At 54.8% G+C, this 17,831-nt stretch carries 18 protein-coding genes and 1 pseudogene; 9 read left to right on the top strand and 10 right to left on the bottom strand.

What is annotated here, in order from left to right; genetic code table 11:
• Nucleotides 1–81, top strand: an 81-nt coding sequence (locus EVJ32_RS16525) for an IS3 family transposase (RefSeq protein ID WP_131436690.1), incomplete at its 5' end; no start/stop codon positions are given.
• 68 nt (nt 82–149) lie between these two features.
• Here the strand turns inward: EVJ32_RS16525 and EVJ32_RS13600 are convergent.
• Together EVJ32_RS13600 and EVJ32_RS13595 are read right to left on the bottom strand one after the other, a co-directional pair.
• Nucleotides 150–1,736 carry a Na/Pi cotransporter family protein gene (locus EVJ32_RS13600; RefSeq protein ID WP_131458787.1) on the bottom strand — a complete coding sequence of 529 codons (1,587 nt, stop codon included), beginning with the start codon at nt 1,734–1,736 and terminating at the stop codon, nt 150–152.
• A 24-nt stretch (nt 1,737–1,760) separates the two neighbouring features.
• Nucleotides 1,761–3,056: an HD domain-containing protein gene (locus tag EVJ32_RS13595; protein WP_131458786.1), complete on the bottom strand. Its 1,296-nt coding sequence runs from the start codon at nt 3,054–3,056 to the stop codon at nt 1,761–1,763.
• A gap of 107 nt (nt 3,057–3,163) precedes the next feature.
• On the opposite strand from EVJ32_RS13595, the gene EVJ32_RS13590 reads away from it, so the two are divergent.
• Together EVJ32_RS13590 and EVJ32_RS13585 are read left to right on the top strand one after the other, a co-directional pair.
• The gene (locus EVJ32_RS13590) at nt 3,164–4,006 is read left to right on the top strand and encodes a lipoate--protein ligase family protein (protein WP_131458785.1); all 843 of its coding nucleotides are present in this window, start codon (nt 3,164–3,166) and stop codon (nt 4,004–4,006) included.
• 7 nt (nt 4,007–4,013) lie between these two features.
• Complete coding sequence (locus tag EVJ32_RS13585) at nt 4,014–4,859, top strand: DegV family protein (protein WP_131458784.1); 846 nt, start codon at nt 4,014–4,016, stop codon at nt 4,857–4,859.
• Between the two features lie 45 nt (nt 4,860–4,904).
• Here EVJ32_RS13585 and EVJ32_RS13580 read toward each other — a convergent pair whose 3' ends face one another.
• Complete coding sequence (locus EVJ32_RS13580) at nt 4,905–6,854, bottom strand: glycoside hydrolase family 3 protein (protein WP_131458783.1); 1,950 nt, start codon at nt 6,852–6,854, stop codon at nt 4,905–4,907.
• A 304-nt stretch (nt 6,855–7,158) separates the two neighbouring features.
• Between EVJ32_RS13580 and lipA the strand changes: the two genes are divergently transcribed.
• Together lipA and EVJ32_RS13570 are read left to right on the top strand one after the other, a co-directional pair.
• Nucleotides 7,159–8,076, top strand: coding sequence for a lipoyl synthase (gene lipA, locus EVJ32_RS13575; protein ID WP_131458782.1), 918 nt, complete (start codon nt 7,159–7,161; stop codon nt 8,074–8,076).
• A gap of 17 nt (nt 8,077–8,093) precedes the next feature.
• The gene (locus tag EVJ32_RS13570; RefSeq protein ID WP_131458781.1) at nt 8,094–8,924 is read left to right on the top strand and encodes a lipoate--protein ligase family protein; all 831 of its coding nucleotides are present in this window, start codon (nt 8,094–8,096) and stop codon (nt 8,922–8,924) included.
• A 49-nt stretch (nt 8,925–8,973) separates the two neighbouring features.
• Here EVJ32_RS13570 and desA read toward each other — a convergent pair whose 3' ends face one another.
• On the bottom strand, nt 8,974–9,990 hold the full coding sequence (desA, locus tag EVJ32_RS13565) for a Delta(5) desaturase DesA (protein WP_070328262.1): 1,017 nt from the start codon (nt 9,988–9,990) through the stop codon (nt 8,974–8,976).
• A 254-nt stretch (nt 9,991–10,244) separates the two neighbouring features.
• The gene (locus EVJ32_RS13560; RefSeq protein WP_131458780.1) at nt 10,245–10,400 is read right to left on the bottom strand and encodes a transposase; all 156 of its coding nucleotides are present in this window, start codon (nt 10,398–10,400) and stop codon (nt 10,245–10,247) included.
• Nucleotides 10,401–10,469: 69 nt separating this feature from the next.
• Between EVJ32_RS13560 and EVJ32_RS13555 the strand changes: the two are divergent.
• Nucleotides 10,470–10,784: pseudogene (locus tag EVJ32_RS13555) on the top strand (VanZ family protein); the annotation flags it as partial.
• A 50-nt stretch (nt 10,785–10,834) separates the two neighbouring features.
• Here the strand turns inward: EVJ32_RS13555 and amyS are convergent.
• The 5 genes from amyS to EVJ32_RS13530 all read right to left on the bottom strand — a co-directional run bounded on the left by amyS (nt 10,835) and on the right by EVJ32_RS13530 (nt 15,683).
• Nucleotides 10,835–12,379 (bottom strand): alpha-amylase, encoded by a 1,545-nt coding sequence (amyS, locus tag EVJ32_RS13550; RefSeq protein ID WP_131458778.1) that lies wholly within the window; start codon nt 12,377–12,379, stop codon nt 10,835–10,837.
• A gap of 172 nt (nt 12,380–12,551) precedes the next feature.
• Nucleotides 12,552–13,079 (bottom strand): DUF2812 domain-containing protein, encoded by a 528-nt coding sequence (locus EVJ32_RS13545; RefSeq protein ID WP_131458777.1) that lies wholly within the window; start codon nt 13,077–13,079, stop codon nt 12,552–12,554.
• The gene (locus EVJ32_RS13540; RefSeq protein ID WP_131458776.1) at nt 13,076–13,408 is read right to left on the bottom strand and encodes a PadR family transcriptional regulator; all 333 of its coding nucleotides are present in this window, start codon (nt 13,406–13,408) and stop codon (nt 13,076–13,078) included. Before EVJ32_RS13540 ends, EVJ32_RS13545 begins: the two co-directional genes overlap by 4 nt.
• 116 nt (nt 13,409–13,524) lie before the next feature.
• Nucleotides 13,525–14,652, bottom strand: a complete 1,128-nt coding sequence (locus EVJ32_RS13535; protein WP_131458775.1) for a YfbR-like 5'-deoxynucleotidase — start codon at nt 14,650–14,652, stop codon at nt 13,525–13,527.
• Complete coding sequence (locus tag EVJ32_RS13530) at nt 14,652–15,683, bottom strand: ion channel (RefSeq protein ID WP_236637373.1); 1,032 nt, start codon at nt 15,681–15,683, stop codon at nt 14,652–14,654. Before EVJ32_RS13530 ends, EVJ32_RS13535 begins: the two co-directional genes overlap by 1 nt.
• Before the next feature lie 104 nt (nt 15,684–15,787).
• Here EVJ32_RS13530 and EVJ32_RS13525 point away from each other — a divergent pair, with 104 nt between their 5' ends.
• Genes EVJ32_RS13525 through EVJ32_RS13515 form a run of 3 tightly spaced genes read left to right on the top strand, consistent with a single transcriptional unit; the run spans nt 15,788 to nt 17,828 of the window.
• Entirely contained in the window at nt 15,788–16,246 is a 459-nt protein-coding gene (locus EVJ32_RS13525) for a hypothetical protein (RefSeq protein ID WP_016508356.1), read from the top strand.
• A complete protein-coding gene (locus EVJ32_RS13520; RefSeq protein WP_070328267.1) occupies nt 16,243–16,608 on the top strand; it encodes a hypothetical protein in 366 nt (121 codons plus the stop codon). The genes EVJ32_RS13525 and EVJ32_RS13520 overlap by 4 nt, the downstream gene beginning before the upstream one ends.
• The gene (locus EVJ32_RS13515) at nt 16,605–17,828 is read left to right on the top strand and encodes a glutathionylspermidine synthase family protein (protein ID WP_131458774.1); all 1,224 of its coding nucleotides are present in this window, start codon (nt 16,605–16,607) and stop codon (nt 17,826–17,828) included. Before EVJ32_RS13520 ends, EVJ32_RS13515 begins: the two co-directional genes overlap by 4 nt.
• Nucleotides 17,829–17,831: the final 3 nt, after the last annotated feature.

Below are 17,831 nucleotides of genomic sequence, written 5' to 3'. Positions count from 1 at the left end.
ATATCGTTCTACAACCACGATCGTTTCCAGAAACGACTAAACGGCTTGAGCCCTGTCGAATACAGGTCTCAAGCCGCCTAGGCTGGTTTTCATTATTTGCCCTGTCTACTTGACGGGGAGCAGTTCAAATTGGACGCGCGGGTGTTTTTTCAGTCTTCTAAGTTCACTTCGAACCGCTCGCTCGGAACGGTCGGCTTGATCAAGTGCCGCGTCGCCCGCCAGACGTGATAACCAAGCCGGTCGAGCCAAAGGAGCGCTTGAACTTTGCGAATCGTCTGCTCCATTTCAAGCTGGTTCGCCGCCGTCTCCTCTAACATCTCGGCCCGATGCGCTTTCCGGTACTCGGCGAGCTGCTTCGACGCCGTCTTCCATTGTTTCGAATCTTCCGGCGGCGTGTGATGGTTGAGGGCATCGACAAGCTCGAGCTCATGCAAGACGAGCTGACGTGCGACTAAAAAGTCGGTGTCGCGGAGGGCGTCGACGGGATCGACTTCGCGCAGGACGAACAGCCAGCGCTCCAAATGGTCGATCGTATGGAGCAGTGACAAGTGTTGTCCGTAGTCGTTGCGGCCCTGCCCTTCTTCCAATTGAATCGTGCTCAAAAATACCCGGACGTCACCGAGCGTCTTCTCGACGAGCTGCAACTCGTCCTCCCGCTTGCGCGCTTCCGTCAATAACAGTTTCGTCTCGTTTCCGAGGTAGCGCTCGATCTCAATCAACGAACGTCTTGCCGCTTCGAGTGCGACCGTCGGGATACGCGACATGTTCGGGTCGAGAAAGCGGATCAGTTTTTCAGACCGACTCGGCACCCATTTGAGCAACCGTCGGCTGAACGCTTCGTGAAACGGCAGAAACGTCAACACGCCGAGCAAGTGAAACGACGTATGGAACAACGCGAGCCGCAATAGCTCATTCCAATCCAGCCAGTCGGCCACGCGATTGACGACACCAAACAAGAGCGGGAACGTCAGCCAGCCAATCAACAAAATCGAACTATGAACGAGTACGTGTCCGAGCACGATACGCCGCGCTGATTTCCATCCTCCGAGCGAGCCGAGCGCGACGACGAGACTCGTTCCGGCACTCTGCCCGAGTACGAGGAATGCAGCCTGCGCGAGCGTCACCGTGTCGGTCGCGAGCGCCGTCATCGTCAAGACGAGACCGATGCTCGACGATTGCAAGACGACGGTCATGAACAGGCCCGTGCCGAGCAAGGCTAATTGATGAAGCGGTGTGTCGGTGTCCCAGCCCGAAAACGAGAACGTGACGACTTCCCGCATCGCTTCTTGAAGTGTTCCGATGCCGACAAAAACAAGTCCGAGACTGACGAGCAACATCCCAATCCGCTTGACCCGTCGTCCGATCAAGCGGAGCGCCATCCCGACGCCGATGAGCGGCAGTAAGAGCTCCCGAATGTCGACGTTGTAGCCGAGGAGCGCTACGATCCATCCCGTCGTCGCACTACCAGCGTTCGCCCCGATGACGAGCGTGAGCGCCTGCGTGAACGTCAACAGCCCTGCGCTGACGAAACTGATCGTCATGAGCGTCGTCACAGTCGAGGACTGGAACAACGCCGTCATCGTCGCACCGAGAAACGCCCCTGCCACCGGTCCTTCCGCCAGGCGGTTCAACCGCTCTCGCAGTCTTTCCCCGGCCAAGCTTTTCAACGTATCGATCAACAGCATCATCCCTAACAAAAAGATGCCGATTCCGCCGATGAGCGTCCCAATCCCCATGGTGTCACATCCTTTTCAAGCGATTCAATCGCCGCGTAACGTTGACAACATCCATGATTTTTCTGAGGCGTGGTCTTTCAAGTTCAACAGCACGTCCTCAGGGTAATAGATTTTCTCGTCCGACTGTCGCGAATTCAAAATCGATTGGACGAGCATCGACACCTCTGAAATTTCGCGACGGTCGCCGTCGTTCATCTGTAAGTAAATCCCTTCGTACGTACCGTGCCCTTTATATAGATCATATGGCAGCTGGCTGAGCTGGTCCTCGAGCAAATAATAGCGCGTCGGCAACCCGATCGCTTCCATCGTCGACCGTAACCGGTCCATATAGCGGACGCGGTTCGCTTCCGGGAAATTTTTGTACTTTAACAGGCGACGATTGACGAAACGGCTCGCCAGATCGGCCAAAATCGGGTCGGCCTCGTCCATCCATTCTTGAAAATAGAAGTAGACGATCGTCTCGTCGAGCTTCAGATAGTGCTCGAGCGTCATCTCGTCATGGTTGAAGATCGGCAAGAAGTGCTTCGGTGTCATCTCAAACACATAGCCCGACTCATACAGCTCTTGGGCCCGCTCGAGCACGGCTTTTAATAGCAAGTCACTCGAACGCGTCGCCGGATGCAGATAGACTTGCCAATACATTTGATAGCGCCGCATGATATAGTCTTCGATCGTATGCATCCCCGACTGTTTGACGACGATTTGATCTTCGTCCGGCCGCAACACGCGCAGCATCCGCTCGAGGTCGAACTTCCCGTAACTGACGCCGGCGAAATGGGCGTCGCGAAGTAAATAGTCCATCCGGTCGACGTCGAGCTGTGAGCTGAGCATGTTGACGATCAGCCGGTTCGGGTGCGTCTTGTTGATGATGGCCGCGACTTCTTCCGGGAACCCGACGCCCATCTCGGAGAGGACTTTATTCACTTCCGTGTCCCCTAAGATGATCCGTTCCGTCCAGACTTCGTGGCGGACCGAGAAGACGTGCTCGAACGCGTGCGAGAACGGGCCGTGCCCGACGTCGTGCAACAGTGCCGCCGCGAGCAACAGCTCCCGGTTGCGATCGTCCCATTCCGGATAGTCGCGGAACTGGTCGATCAACTGCCGGGCAATCTCATAGACGCCGAGCGAGTGGTGGAATCGGGTGTGTTCAGCCCCATGGAACGTCAAAAACGACGTCCCGAGCTGTTTGATCCGACGTAACCGTTGAAACTCTTTCGTGTTGATCAACTCCCAAATGAGATGATCGTAGACGTATATATAGCGATGGACCGGGTCTTTAAACACTTTTGACCCAGATAGCTGACCTCGTGATGTGTACATGTTGGTGCCCCCTGCGTTTTATGTATTGTACTGATTCGACTTCTTCCGAGTCGTTCCCTCCATGCTATAATGAGGAAGACATTATTTTTTGAAAAGGAATTATGCATATGATCCATCCACTTTTACGGCAACCGACCTACCGCCTGATCGACCAATCATCGCTCGGTGCGGCGTTTCAAGCCGAGCAATCATTCGCGACGGACGATACGCTGTGCGCGTCGACGAAACACCAAGGCGCCGTCTTTCGGGCCTGGGTCCATCTGAACACAGTCGTGCTCGGGATTCAAGACGCGCGGCTGCCTCATCTGCGCGACGGGATTCGACTGTTGCACGAACATGGCTATCGTCCCGTCATCCGTAACTCAGGAGGACTTGCGGTCGTCCTCGACGAAGATGTATTGAACCTATCTCTTATTCTACCCGAGAATGACGGCATTCAAATCGATAGCGGCTATGAGGCGATGACGTCGCTCATTCAACATATGTTCAAAGACGTGACGGACAAAATCGTCGCTGGCGAAATCGTCGGTTCGTACTGCCCGGGTAGCTTCGATCTATCGATTGACGGTAAAAAGTTCGCCGGCATCTCGCAGCGACGCGTTCGTGGCGGTGTCGCCGTCCAAATTTATTTGAGCGTCCGCAAGAGCGGAAGCGCTCGTGCCGCCCTCATCCGTGACTTTTACGACCGTGCCATCCAAGGCGAAGCGACACGATTCACGTACCCGGCGATCGTCCCGGAGACGATGGCGTCGCTCGAAGACTTGCTTCACATCCCGCTCACCGTCGAGGATGTGCTCCGCCGCGCCTATGACGTGCTCGGGGAGACGAGCCGACTCGTCCCGGCAACGCTCGACACGGACGAACAAGCGACGCTCGTCGTTCAGCTCGACCGCATGTGGCAACGAAACGAACCGATCCGCGACATTGAACACCAACTACTAGAGGAGTGATCCAACCATGTTCAAAATCATAACCGATACCGGTGCTGATTTGACGCAAGACCAGATCGTCGAATACGGCCTCGAGATGTTACCGCTCGGGGTCATCATCGACAACGAAGAGTTTTTAGACGGAGAGACGATTCAGCCGAAAGAAGTATATGACGCGATGCGTGTCGGCAAGACGCCGAAGACGTTCCAAATCGAGGCGGCCCGGATTGAGCGCTGTTTCCGCCAACATCTCGAGTCCGAGATCCCGTTCCTTTACCTCGCCTTCTCAGGCGAACTGTCCGGTACATATCAGACGGCAGTCATGGTCGGGAACTTGCTTAAAGAAGAATACCCGAACAGCACGTTCCATATTCTCGACACGCGGACCGCGTCGGTCGGACAAGGGTTGTTCGTCCGAACGGTCGCCGAATACGGCCAAGACCACTCGTACGAGGAGACGTCCGCCTACGCCGAGTCGCTCGTCGGGAAGATCCGCCACTTGTTCACCGTCGAATCGCTCGAGTACTTGATGCGCGGTGGCCGCGTCTCGAGAGCGAGCGCGTTCATCGGGGACTTGTTGACGATTTTACCGCTGCTCACTGTCCGAGATGGTAAGCTCGTCCCAATCGAGAAGATTCGCGGTCATAAAAAAATGATGCGGCGCATCGTCGAGTGGATGACCGAGTCAAAACCGCTCATCGAAGGACATCATATCTTTATCGGCCACGGGGACGACCCGGCCAAAGCCGATCAGTTGGAAGCATTGCTACTTGAACAGATGAATCCGGCCAGCGTGACGAAGACGATCGTCGGTTCGGCGATCGGCGCGCACACGGGGCCTGGACTCCTTGTCGTCAGTTACTTCGAGGCGTGAAATTAAACTAAAAGCAGCGAGCACCCTCAAGGGCGCTCGCTGTTTTTAGTTATTCCAGTTACGGAAGCCGTCACCGAATTCGAGGTGGAGTTCGGCACCGAACATACCGTTCTCAAACGTCGGGACGTCGACCGGGAGCTTGCCTCCTGGTTTGACTTCACCGAAAATGGCGCGAATACCAGCCGGGAGGTTTGGTCCAGCCGACTTGGCGTTACCTGCTTCAGAGTCCGGTCCGTTCGGGTCACCTTTAAAGCCATAGATGAGCAGCTGGGCCGGCGCATCCGGTTGGACGGCCACATCGTACGGGTTACGAAGGCTGAGCAACACCGATTTCTTGCCCGTCTCGTTGGCATAGCGGAACACTTCTGCCGGTACGTAATTATCGGCCGAGATCGATTTCAGCTTGGCGCTGTTGTTGACGTTCGAGCCGACGATGATGTAGTCGGCCGCCTCGACTTTTTGTTTTAAATCTGGGTTTTGGTCAAGGTGCGGTGTCGACGCCGTATAGTTCGCCGTGATGACGTTCACTTGCTTCATGTTGCCCGCGTTCTTTTTAAGCGATTTGATCGTCTTGACCATGCTGTCGGTCTGATCTTTTGCTGGCGAGATGACGAGCACCGTCTCCCCTTTTTTCGGTTTGAACGGAAGTGTCTTGTCGTCGTTCTTCACGAGCGTGACGGCCGCTTCGGCAATCTCACGTTCTGTCGCTTTATGCTCGGCACTACCGACGACCGCATTTGCTTCCGCGAGTTTCGCCTCGAGCGTCGTCGTATCCACTGACTCGCTCCAGATGCCGCGTTCCGCTTTCAGCTTCAAGATCCGTTCGACCGCTTCATCGATCTTCGCTTCTGGCAAACGGCCGCTCTCGATAGCCGCTAAGACGTCCTCAAAGATCGTCTCAAGTTTCACGACGTCCGCGTTCGACCGTAAAATCGTCGGCATGAGGGCGATATCGACGCCCGCCTCAAACGTCTTGATGACCGCCTCGGCTTCGGTGAAGTTGTCCGTGATCGCCTTCATGTTGAGGGCGTCCGTGATGACGATGCCGTCATAGCCCATCTCGTCACGCAAGACGCCGGTGATGACGTCGTCAGAGAGCGTCGCCGGGAGCGGGAACGTGCCGCGCGGTGAGTTGACGACCTCATCCTCGATTTGTGGCATCCCGATATGGGCCGTCATGATCATATCGATGCCTTCCGTGATGGCCCGCTTGAACGGCAACAGCTCGAGCCCGCGCAAGTCTTCGAGTGACTTATCGACGATCGGCAAGCCGTAGTGCGAGTCGACGGCCGTGTCGCCGTGTCCCGGGAAATGTTTCGCCGTCGCGGCAACGCCTTGGTCTTGAATCCCTTGCGTCATCGCCGAGCCGAGTTCACCGACGAGTTCCGGATCACTCGAGAACGAGCGGACCCCGATGACCGGGTTGGCCGGGTTGTTGTTGACGTCTAAGACCGGACCGAAGTTGACGTTCACCCCGAGCGCGTTCAACTCTGACCCGATGATGTTCCCCGCATCATACGCGTATTGGCTGCTCCGCGTCGCCCCAAGCGCCATGTTCCCCGGTAAGTTCGTGCCGGTCCCGAGTCGGGTCACGATCCCGCCTTCTTGGTCGATCGTGATGAAGAGCGGGATGTCGTTGCTGTCGTCTTGCTTGACGACTTCTTGCAGGTCGTGGACGAGTTTCGTCGTCTGTTCGGTCTCGGTCACGTTTTCCGCGAACAAGATGACGCCTCCAAGGTCAAACCGGTCGATGACCCGCGCCACATCTGGCGCGAGTGCCGTATGATTCGCCCCGTTCCAAAGTCGGAAGTCTGGCATGATCATTTGTCCGAGTTTCTGTTCAAGCGTCATCGCCTCGAGTTGCGCGTTCACTCGTGTCTCAATCGATGGCGCCGGTGTCTCTTCTGCCACGATCGCGCTTGCCATCGGGACGGACGAGCCGAGTAACGCTGTCGTCAATCCGAGTGTTACTGTCCAGTTCAGTACTTTGTTCATGTTTTCACTCCTTTTTGAAAGTTCCCCCGACCACAAACGAAAAGGCATGGAGGAATAAGCGTTGCCTCACCAACGCTCGTTCACCCCACGCCTGATCGAATCAGTTACATATGGTCATTATTCAGGTGGTCAACGTCAGTATAGCAATTCAAAAAATGGGAAACAATGACTTTGATGAAAGCGTAACCATTTTGAAACATTTGACCTGTCTTGGAACACGTTCCACCTGTATTGGCAAAGCCAATAATTTGAGTGGTTCGATTTTCATTTGTTTTTTGGTAAACTCATTTCGTTAGGGGTTGACATGATAAAGGGGGAATCCGAAGTGGCAAGAGGAGAACTGAAACGAAAGCCAGAATGGCTGAAAATCAAATTGAATACGAACGAGACGTATACCGGCCTTAAAAAGATGATGCGGGAGAAGAATTTGAACACGGTGTGCGAGGAGGCGAAATGCCCGAACATCCATGAATGTTGGGCCATCCGCCGCACGGCGACGTTCATGATTCTCGGGAGCATCTGTACACGGGCCTGCCGCTTCTGCGCGGTCACGACCGGTAAACCGAACGAACTCGACTGGGAAGAGCCAAAACGCGTCGCCGAGTCGGTTCGGCTCATGAACTTGAAACACGTCGTCATCACCGCCGTCGCCCGCGACGACTTGAACGATTACGGGGCGACCGTGTTCGCCGAGACGGTCCGCGCTATACGCGCGATGAACCCGGAAACGTCGATTGAAGTATTGCCGTCCGACATGATGGGCGACTTCTCGGCACTCCAGACGTTGATTGACGCGGGGCCGGACATCATGAACCATAACTTGGAGACGGTGCGCCGCTTGACGCCGCGAGTCCGGGCCAAAGCGACGTACGACCGCACCCTTGAATTCCTAAAACGTTCCAAAGAATTGAATCCGGACATCCCGACGAAGTCGTCGATCATGCTCGGTCTTGGCGAGACACGAGAAGAATTGATTCAAGCGATGGACGACCTTCGGGCCCATGACGTCGATATCTTGACGCTCGGTCAATACTTGCAGCCGACAAAGAAGCACCTCGACGTCGAGCGCTACTACCACCCGGACGAGTTTGCCGAGTTGAAAGAAATCGCCTTGTCAAAAGGCTTCTCACATTGCGAGGCCGGTCCGCTCGTCCGCTCGTCATATCACGCCGACGAACAAGTCCATAAGGCACGTCGCCATACGATGTTGCCAATCGATTGAGAGAAAGAAGAGACACGATGACTGATACAACATGGCACATTTTAACGACACAATCACTCGCTCCGGCTGAAAACATGGCGATCGATGAAGCGGTCGCGGGTTGGGTCGCCCGCGGCGAACTGAAGCCGACGCTCCGCTTCTATTCATGGGCCCCGCACGCGATCAGCGTCGGGCGGTTCCAACGGGCGACGCGTGACCTTGACCGTGAAGCGCTAGCAGCGAACGGCATCCCCGTCGTCCGTCGCTTGACTGGGGGCCGGGCCGTCTTACACGCCGACGAATTGACGTATAGCGTCATCTTGCCCGAAACGACGCCGACACTCCCGACGAACGTCATCGAGAGCTATCGCCTGTTGACCGAAGGCGTCCGCCGCGGCTACCGAGCGCTCGGTGTCCCGGCCGAATTCTCGGTACCGTTGACCGAAGAAGACCGCGAAGTATTGCGGAAACCGAAGTCGGCCGTCTGTTTCGACGCCGCTTCTTACTACGAACTCGCCGTCGACGGCCGTAAAGTGGCGGGCAGCGCTCAAGTCCGGCACCAAGGGGCGGTCTTGCAGCACGGATCGATCCCACTGTCGATCGATGATGACGTCTTGTTCGACTGCTTCAATATGGAAGCAGACGAGAAAGTATACGCGAAAGCACGGTTCAGCAGCAAAGCGGTCGCTTTGAACGAGACGCTCGGCCGCTTCGTGACGTTTGACGAAGTCGCCGTGGCGTTCGAGGACGGGTTCCGCGACGCGTTTCAACTGACGTTCGAGCCGCTCGTGTTCACGGCGACGCAACGAGATGAGATTGCGCGTTTAGTTGAAAAGTATGAGAGTGACGACTGGGTCTGGAAACGCTAAAATATGTGAACCAAAAATGTCCCGCTGAAGCGCTTCAGCGGGACATTTTTTATAAAGTCGTCTTCGGGTCACGCAACAGATGCTTAATGTCGCGGAACGTGACGAACGTCATATTGTTCGCATCGTACAATTTGTAACGAAGCGATTTTAAACTAGAGAACAATCCGATCGTCGTCGCTTTTTGTAGCGGCGGCGTCGCCGTATGCGCTTTTTCGAGGTTATAGTTCGGCACGCGCGGGCTCAAGTGGTGGACGTGGTGGAAGCCGATATTGCCTGTCACCCACTGCAACACTTTCGGCAACTCGTAATACGAACTGCCTTCGATCGCCGCTTTGACGTAATCCCATTCGCTCTCATCTTCAAAATACGAGTCTTCGAACGTATGTTGGACGTAAAACAGCCAAATCCCGAGGACACCGGCCGTGAACATCGTCGTCCCTTGAATGATCAAGAACGCCTGCCAGCCGACCAAATAAATCATCAGACTGTACAGCACGACGAGCGAGAGATTGATGACATGCGTGTTCATCCGCTCTTTTTTGCGAGCGTCCTTGCGGTTAAACCGGCTCGTGACGAGAATCAAGAACAACGGTCCGATACCGAACATGACGAGCGGGTTGCGATAGAGGCGGTACTGAAGACGCGTCCATTTCGAGGCCTCGACATATTCCTCGATCGTCATGACCCAAATGTCACCGACACCGCGCTTATCGAGGTTACCGCTCGACGCGTGGTGGATCGAATGCTCCCGCTTCCACTTCTCGTACGGGAACAGCGTCAACACACCCATGATCGTTCCGACGACGGCGTTCGCTTTCTTGTTTTTGAAGAACGAACCGTGCGTACAATCATGGAAGATGATAAACATGCGGACGACGAACCCGGCTGCGATGATCGCGAGCGGGATCGTGAGCCACACCGACACTTCGAGCGCTTGGTACGCGAGGAACCAGGCGACGAGGAACGGCAGGATCGTGTTGATCATCTGCCGGACACTGACTTTGACGTCTGCCTTTTCAAAAGGCGAGACGTGTTTACGTAGCTGGGCGATCTTTTCTTTACTCATATGTGAGCCTCCTTGAATTCGACAGCGTTCACGACGCTTCTAAATTGATGATATGAAATGAAACCGACAACCGACGTGCGTGAAGGTGAATTCATAGTATCCATATGATTATTTTCCCCACCTAAACTAATACCAGGTAATTATACCATGTATTACACTAGAAAAGTATACGCTTGTGAACTACTCACCACTTAATTGAAGCGCAACCTGAAGTCAGCGCTGCTTGGGGAACACCGCGCTCTTGTTAGCCACGGTTATGGACCAAGCTCGCCCCATCCGGCGTCCTGAATCGACTTCAGCGTCTCCACGATAATGACTTGGTTCTCGTCAACGATGCGTCTCGTCAGCTTGTGGAAGACGTCGTGGTGTTGGTTGTTCCCCTCCATGGCGGTCGGTGTCGTGATCATCATCCTTTATCATCCGATACCCGCACAAGGGGCCGACGAACCTGAAGGAATGGCGAACTTTCGTTTGTTACCCTTGTCCCGTTCGAAACAATCAGCTTGTACATTCAAGCAATCAACAGCGGAAGCTTGAAAGCGGACATCCCAATCAAAAATCTAGGCGGTAACGTATTGCTATTCTTGCCGATGGGAATCTATGTGCCGCTGTTTATAAAATCGGTGGATCGAATCGGCAAGTTCGTCGGATTCATGACGGTGCTATTATTCAGCCTCGAACTCATCCAGCTCGTCACGCGACGCGGCAGTTTTGATATCGATGATTTCATGTTGAATTTGATTGGATACGGGATGTGGCATACGAAGCTCGTGCAACGTCTACTGCAAACATGAAAACAGAGGGGCATCATCCATTGCGGATGGCGTCCCTCTGTTCGAAATCGTTATTGTTGGGTGTAAATCGACACTGAACCTCCGTTGACGAAGAACTGGCCCCAGCCGTCGCTATTGATCGTGACGAGACGGGTGTTGTTGTTCGTCATATCTTTCCACACTTCACCGGCGTTCTGCTTGCCGACGTACATCCATTTCGAGCCGCCCGGACCGTCAGACAAAATCGTCGCGAGACCCGACTTGGCACGGTCACTCACGCCTTCGCGTGTCCAACCGACGACGTCTTGATGATCGAGATAGTCGTGCTGTGTCCCGTAGGCGAAGTCTTTACGCGCCTTAAGAATCGGTCGGAGCGACGCCGACATGTTCGGGATCTCCCGGTTCGTCGTCCCTTGCGTGCCGTAGTAGTCTCCGTAGAAGAGTGTCGGATAACCTTGGCTGCGCGTCATGATCGTCGCGTAGGCGAGCGGTTTGAACCAGTTGGCGACCGTCGATTCGAGCGACTGCCCAGGTTGTGAATCGTGGTTGTCAACGATCGTCACGGCGAGCGTCGGATGCTGCTCGGTGACGGTGCCTTTCAAGATGTTGCGCATATCGTAAAATCCGCCGCCGTTTCCGGCCGCCTGGAAGTTATAGTGGAGCGGCACATCGAAGACTGAATGCGTGTACCCGGTCTTCGCGAGATAGTCGTTGATGGCGCCGAGGTCGTTCTTCCAATACTCGGCGACCGTGAACATCTGTTTGCCGGTCGTCTGCCGGACGCTCGTCACCCACTCACGCAAATACGCGTGACTAATATGCTTGACCGCGTCCAAGCGGAACCCGTCGAGTCCGAGCGAGTCGGCGTACCACTTGCCCCAGTTCTTCATCTCTTGGCGGACTTCCGGATGCTCGAAGTCGACGTCGGCATACATGAGATAGTCGTAGTTGCCGTTTTCGTTCGAGACGTCCGTGTCCCACGCCTTGCCCGTACTCTTGAACTTGTAGATCCGGCTCAAGCTGCGTGACTGATCCCAGTCGGTCCCGTCAAAGTGATACCAACGCCATTTGAACGGCGAGTATGTATTGTTGCGGCCCGTGAAGTTGAAGCCGGTCCAGGCCGAGATGCCGTATTCCCCTGACGTCTCTTGGTTACGGTTCGACGGATTCACTTCGATTGCTTGGACGGACTCGGTGTAGTCGGCGCCGCCCTTATGGTTCATGACGACATCGCCGTAGACACCGATACCTTTACCACGCAAGTTCGAGATCGCCGATTGGAGCTGCGCTTTCGTACCGTACTTCGTCCGGACGGTCCCTTTTTGGTTGAACTCACCGAGGTCATACAAGTCGTACGCCCCGTAGCCGACATCGTTTTGCGACGTCCCTTTATACGCTGGCGGGATCCACACCGTCGTCACACCAATATCTTTCAGGTTCTGCGAGTCGTTCGATAACCGATTCCAATGCAAGCCGTCGTTCGGGACGTACCATTCAAAATACTGCATCATCGTTCCGTTTTGTGGTGTCGCTGCTTGCGCGACCGGTTGCCCGGCAAGCAGCGCAATCGCCGTGACGCCAGCTGTCACCGCTACTGCGTTTCGTCTCTTAACCATGCGTTTTTCCTCCTATCGAATTATATGCAAGCGCTTTCATTAATCATCATGAACGATTCCACTTTAGTTGAACAGAGGATTTCCGAAAAACAGTTCTCTGCACCTAACTATTTTTTTCTTGAATAGTTCAGTCGACCAAAACAAAAACGGATGGCTTGTGCCATCCGCCTAGTCATCCTTTGCGATCGAGCCTTTTTCGCTTCACGAGATAGCCTAAATACGGGAGACCTGTGAAGACGAGTCCGATCGTGACGAGCAACTGGATCATCACCAGTCCCGTCTCGACGAGTCCCGACCAATCCAGTTCAAGCAATATAAACAGCCCGACCCATAAGATGAGCAGTGCCAGCGCGACTTTCCCCATCTGCCCTTCGACTTGTGCATATTTCTCGTGTGTCGTCTCACGATCCGAGTAAATCGGTCGCGCGTCCGGACTACCTTTGAACACGTGAATCTCGTCCCCGCTCGACGTGACGTGTTCCCAGCCGCTCGCGCGGAACAGCTCGAAATAATCCTCGTCCGGTCGTTTACGATAATCAAGACTATACTGGACGTCCGCCGGTTCCCCTTCGACGAGCGTATAGCCGAGCGGTGCGAACTTCTCTAAATGCCAGCCCTTCGCGGCCATTCGTCCCAACTTCTCCATCTCACGCTCTTCAGCGAACGCGAGGCCCCAACTCGCCATATATTTTCGGTTCATCTGTGGTCCTCCCCTTCCAAAATGAAACGTGCGTCGTCGACCATCGCTTGGCGCCGTTTCACGTCTTCGTGTAACAACTCGCGCCCGATGTCCGTGATGATGTAACTCTTCTTCTTGCCGTCCCCGTCGAGCGGTTCGATCAGCGACGCGTTCACGAGTTTTTTGATGATCGTGTACATTGACGCCGGACCGATCTGCACCCGCCCGTTCGTCAACTCTTCGACGAACTGCATGATCAAATACCCGTGCCTTGGCTCGGTCAGCGCGAGCAAGATGTAAAATGTGCTATCGGTCAACTCCCCGAGCCCGATCGTATCGTTCCGTGGCATCGTCTCGCCTCCTATATCATTCATCGATATACTTCTTACTCCCAATATATATCGTTGAATGATATATGTCAATGAATGATATAAAAAAAGCCGCAGACAGGTCGTCTGCGACTCGTTTAGCTCGTGACATAATCGAGATCGTGCAAAATGTAGGCGAGGAAGAAAATCATACTCGGATTCTCATAGCGCGACTGGACTTTCCGGAGCTGTTCCCGGTACGTGACTTCGTACTCGGCCCCGTTCATCTTCCGCTCCATGTTCATCTTGATCAACGCATCGAGCTTGTCCATCATATCGACGAGCAGCCCTTCGTACGTCGCATCTTTCGAATCGGCCATATAGCGCCGGAACGCTGGTTGCATGTATTCCGGGAGGAGTGACAATAACGCCTCGCTCTCGGCCCGTTCATACGCCTCGAACGCAGCACCGGTCTCGGCCGTCGAGTGCTTCACCGGACCGAGCACGTCCCCGGTCACGCCTTCGACGAGGTCGTGACAGAGCAAGCGCGCCGTCAGTTCGGCGACGTCGACCTCGACCCCGTACTTCTCACGCTCGAGCAAGCCGCTGAACAGACCGAGCGCCGCCGCCCGGAAACCGTGGATGGCGTCGTTGTCGTCAATCGTGTTAAAACGGCCTTTCCAGCGCCGCACGCTATCCATCCGCATGACGTTCTCGATGAACGTCGCGACGTCCGTCTCCGTTTCGACTTGCTCATAGAGCCAGCGGACTGACTCGAGCGGATGGTCGCGGAGCACCGCCTTCATCTCTTTGAGCTTCTCGACGAAGTGTGGCGATCCGTGTGCGACTTCACGCCGCACGAACAGCATCGCATCGAACGAATCGATCCCGTCGACAATCCGACCTTCGAACGAATCATCCTCCGCCTCGACGAGAAAACGATAAAAGTGCGGCCGGAGCGACTGTGACAACAAGTCGACTAACCCAAGGCTCGCCGTCCGTTCCATCCGTTCGATATGTTCTTTGAGCGTCGGCTCTTTTTTCGTCCGGTGCATGATCGGGCCGGTCTGCACCTCGTTCATATCGTGGAACAGCGCCTTGCCGAGCACATCGAGCAAGTTGACGTCCTGTCCATTGTTCTCTTCATAATAGGCCGCGATCAAACTGAAGACGGCGACACGGAAGCTATGGCTCGCCGCGTTATCGTGATAGTGCGGCGCGTATTCGTCCCATCGTTGCACGTTTTGCATACGTGTCATCTTGCGGATAAACGTTCCGTTATGCATCAAATTCCTCCTTGCTTTAGACGTTCCCACGCATCGTCATGACAGACGATGTAGAGCGTGTCGTTCGGCTCAAGCGTTGTGTCGAGCGCCGTCGCGAAATCGAGACGGTCGTTGACGGCAATCAACGTGACGCCCTGGCGCAACAAGTTTTCGACAGCGTCCCGGACCGTCGCCCACTCGGGTCTCGGCGCGAGCGCTTGAATGTTGCCACCGGACTGCTTGCTGAGCAGTTGCCGGAAAATCGATGTCGTGCCCGGCTGTAACGTCGCTTTCGCCATGAGGAGCGACACCGAATCGTTCGCCAATATAAAGTCGTCGATGCGCACGTGTTTGAACTTTGAAATGTTCCGCTCTTCGCATACTTCGACGACCGTATGTAGGTCAACATTTCGTTCCGACGACAGCGCCTCGACGGCTGACGCGATCAATAGCGACTTCCCGTCGGCGAGCAACGTCTCGCTGATCCGCGCATCCGCGAAGATGGCGACCCGGCGTGCTTTCAAAATGTTCGCCTGCAGGAGCACCGCCTCATCGGACGGGTCACCGTGGACGAAATGGACGTTGTCATGATCGTACGGTTCTTCTTTCAATTGGTCGATCAAGACGATCTCCGCCTTCGGCTCATAGCTGAGCACCTCGTCGATCGCTTTCTTCGTCTTCGGCGACCAACCGATATAGACGTAATGCCCTTCTCCTCGATACACTAGCTTTCCCTCCCGTTTTAAACGTTGAAACGTCGCACCGACCTCAACGAGTTTTCCGATCAAAGCCCCGATAATCCCGATCCCGAACAGGAACAGGAAAATGCCGAGCCAACGCCCGGCAACCGTTGACGGGAAGAAATCACCATAACCGACCGTCGTCAGCGTCGTCATCGTCCACCAGAACGAATCGAACATCGACGGGAACGTCTCCGGCTCGAGCCAGTAGCCGAGGACGGTACCGGTCAAAATAATGACGAGCGATGCCAACACGACGTTCAGAAACGATAATTTCGATAACCCGCGCCACACTCGAAAAAAGATATGCACTGAAATCACTCCCTTTCTCCTATATACTAGAGACAACTCAATTGATTTACGAAACTAGTTTGCGTTCGGTTCCGTATAGAAAGAAAAAAAGAAAGGACTGACCTATGGACTCCATCGTTTTAGAATACCGACTCTATAAAAATGAGATCTCGTTCGAGCCACTTTACCATTATACATCGCTCGGGCTTGATGAAGTACTTGCTAGACGCGAATGCGAATTTTTCGTCAAAGACGGCATGACGTACAAACAACGCTCGTCCGCACTCGAAGGCGACCAATATTTCTTGATTTACGTCGACCGGTACACGGAAGGACCTGTTGATAAGAAAGCAACTGACGACATCAAAGTCGAGATTCGTACGCTCGACGACCGGTTCGACAACCCGCTGCTCGAAGCGTACTTCGTCGACCGTCACCTTGACGCGCTCGCCATGCTCGGTAGCGAGTATTTATATGTCGCCGGAAACGAATATGCGCGCGACTCGGCCGAGACGGACGAGGACCGTGGCGTCTACGTCATCTATGTCACCCCGACTGGCTATACACTGGAGGAAACAACATGAAAACAAGCAAGAAGATTTTAAGCGGTCTCTCGGCCGCCGTCTTGACAGCGTCACTCGCGGCGTGTGGTACGGACGAAACGCAACAAGCGACGTTACCGGAAGAGCCGACCGGCTATGAGTGTGACGACTGGGAATGGGACGATGAAACGGAATCATATTACTGCGACGACAGACGGTCCCCGCACTTCGGGAGCTTCTTCTTACTCGGCAGTCTGTTCAATTCAAAGAGTTCGCTAAAAAACTCGTCCGCTTATAAAAACTACCGCTCGAACGGTGGCGCGAGCAGCATCACGCCGAACCGGTCGAATTCAGGGTCAAACTCGGGACTCGGCAGCGGCTCAAAAGGCGGCTTCGGGGGATGAATCGGCATGACTTGTTCGGCCAAATCCCTTACTTTTGGCCCGACTTGAACGATGAAGAATATGCACTCTACGATTGCCTCGTCTACACGCAAGACGAGGTCGATCGCATCCAGGAAGCGACGCGCGCCGTCGACACCATCTTCCGGAAAACGAATCGATTGTTGCGGACGCTCCCAGACGAGACGCTCCGTCTGCTCGGTTATCCGGAGGCGAGCTTGCCGTTCTTGCGTGACAAAGCGCTCCCGCAAGAGACGATCATCGGCCGGTATGACTGGATTGTCAAAGACGGTGTGATCAAACTGATGGAGTTCAACGCCGACACGCCGACGTTCATCAAAGAACTGTTCGATGTGAACCGGTATGTGACGACCGAGTTCGGGCTGAACGACCCGAACGCGGACGCGACAGCCGAGCTGAAGACCGAACTCCGTAAAGCCGTCATCGCGGCGTGGCAACGATTAAATCGCGACGGGACACCAAAAATCGTCTTCACGTCACACGACGACAACATCGAGGACAAATGGACGACCCGCTTCCTCCAAGAGACGCTCGACTTGCCGTCAGAGTTCGTCCCGCTCAATCAGTTGCTCGTCGACGTGGACGGCGTCTATACACCGTCGGGCGAACGGATCGACGTCTTGTACCGCCAGACGTATCCGATCGAGCACTTGGTCGACGACCGGGCGCCGAACGGCGAGTTGATCGGCATCCGGCTGCTCGAGTTGAATCAAGCGAAGCACGTGTCGCTCCTCAACCCGCTGTCCGCGTTTCTCATGCAGTCCAAAGGCGTCCAAGCGCTCATTTGGGAACTGTATGAGACGGATACATATTTTGACGAAGCGGAGCGCGACATCATCCAGACTCACTTGTTACCGACTTATCTCGAGGCGGACCCATTTTTAGGCCAGAGCGCTTACGTGCAAAAACCGGCCTTCGGACGTGAAGGCGACTCGGTCATTTTGTATGCCGAAGACGGCGTCCCGTTCCATAAAGAAGTGCTGCAGACATATGCCGCAGAAACCGCGGTGTATCAACAATTCAACGAGCTACCGACACGAACGACGAACACGGTCAACGGTCCGCTTGCGACGCACTACATGATCGGTTGCTTTTGTCTGAACGGCCACCCGTCGGCGCTCGGCGCCCGGGCCGGAAGCATGATCACGAACAACCAGTCCTACTACCTAGCCATCGGCACACCAACTCACGAAGGAGATTAACAC

The organism is Exiguobacterium sp. SH5S4, from assembly GCF_004337045.1.
Taxonomy (GTDB): domain Bacteria; phylum Bacillota; class Bacilli; order Exiguobacteriales; family Exiguobacteriaceae; genus Exiguobacterium; species Exiguobacterium aurantiacum_A.
The sequence above is the reverse complement of the archived record's forward strand: the minus strand, read 5'-3'. Positions and strand labels throughout refer to the sequence as shown.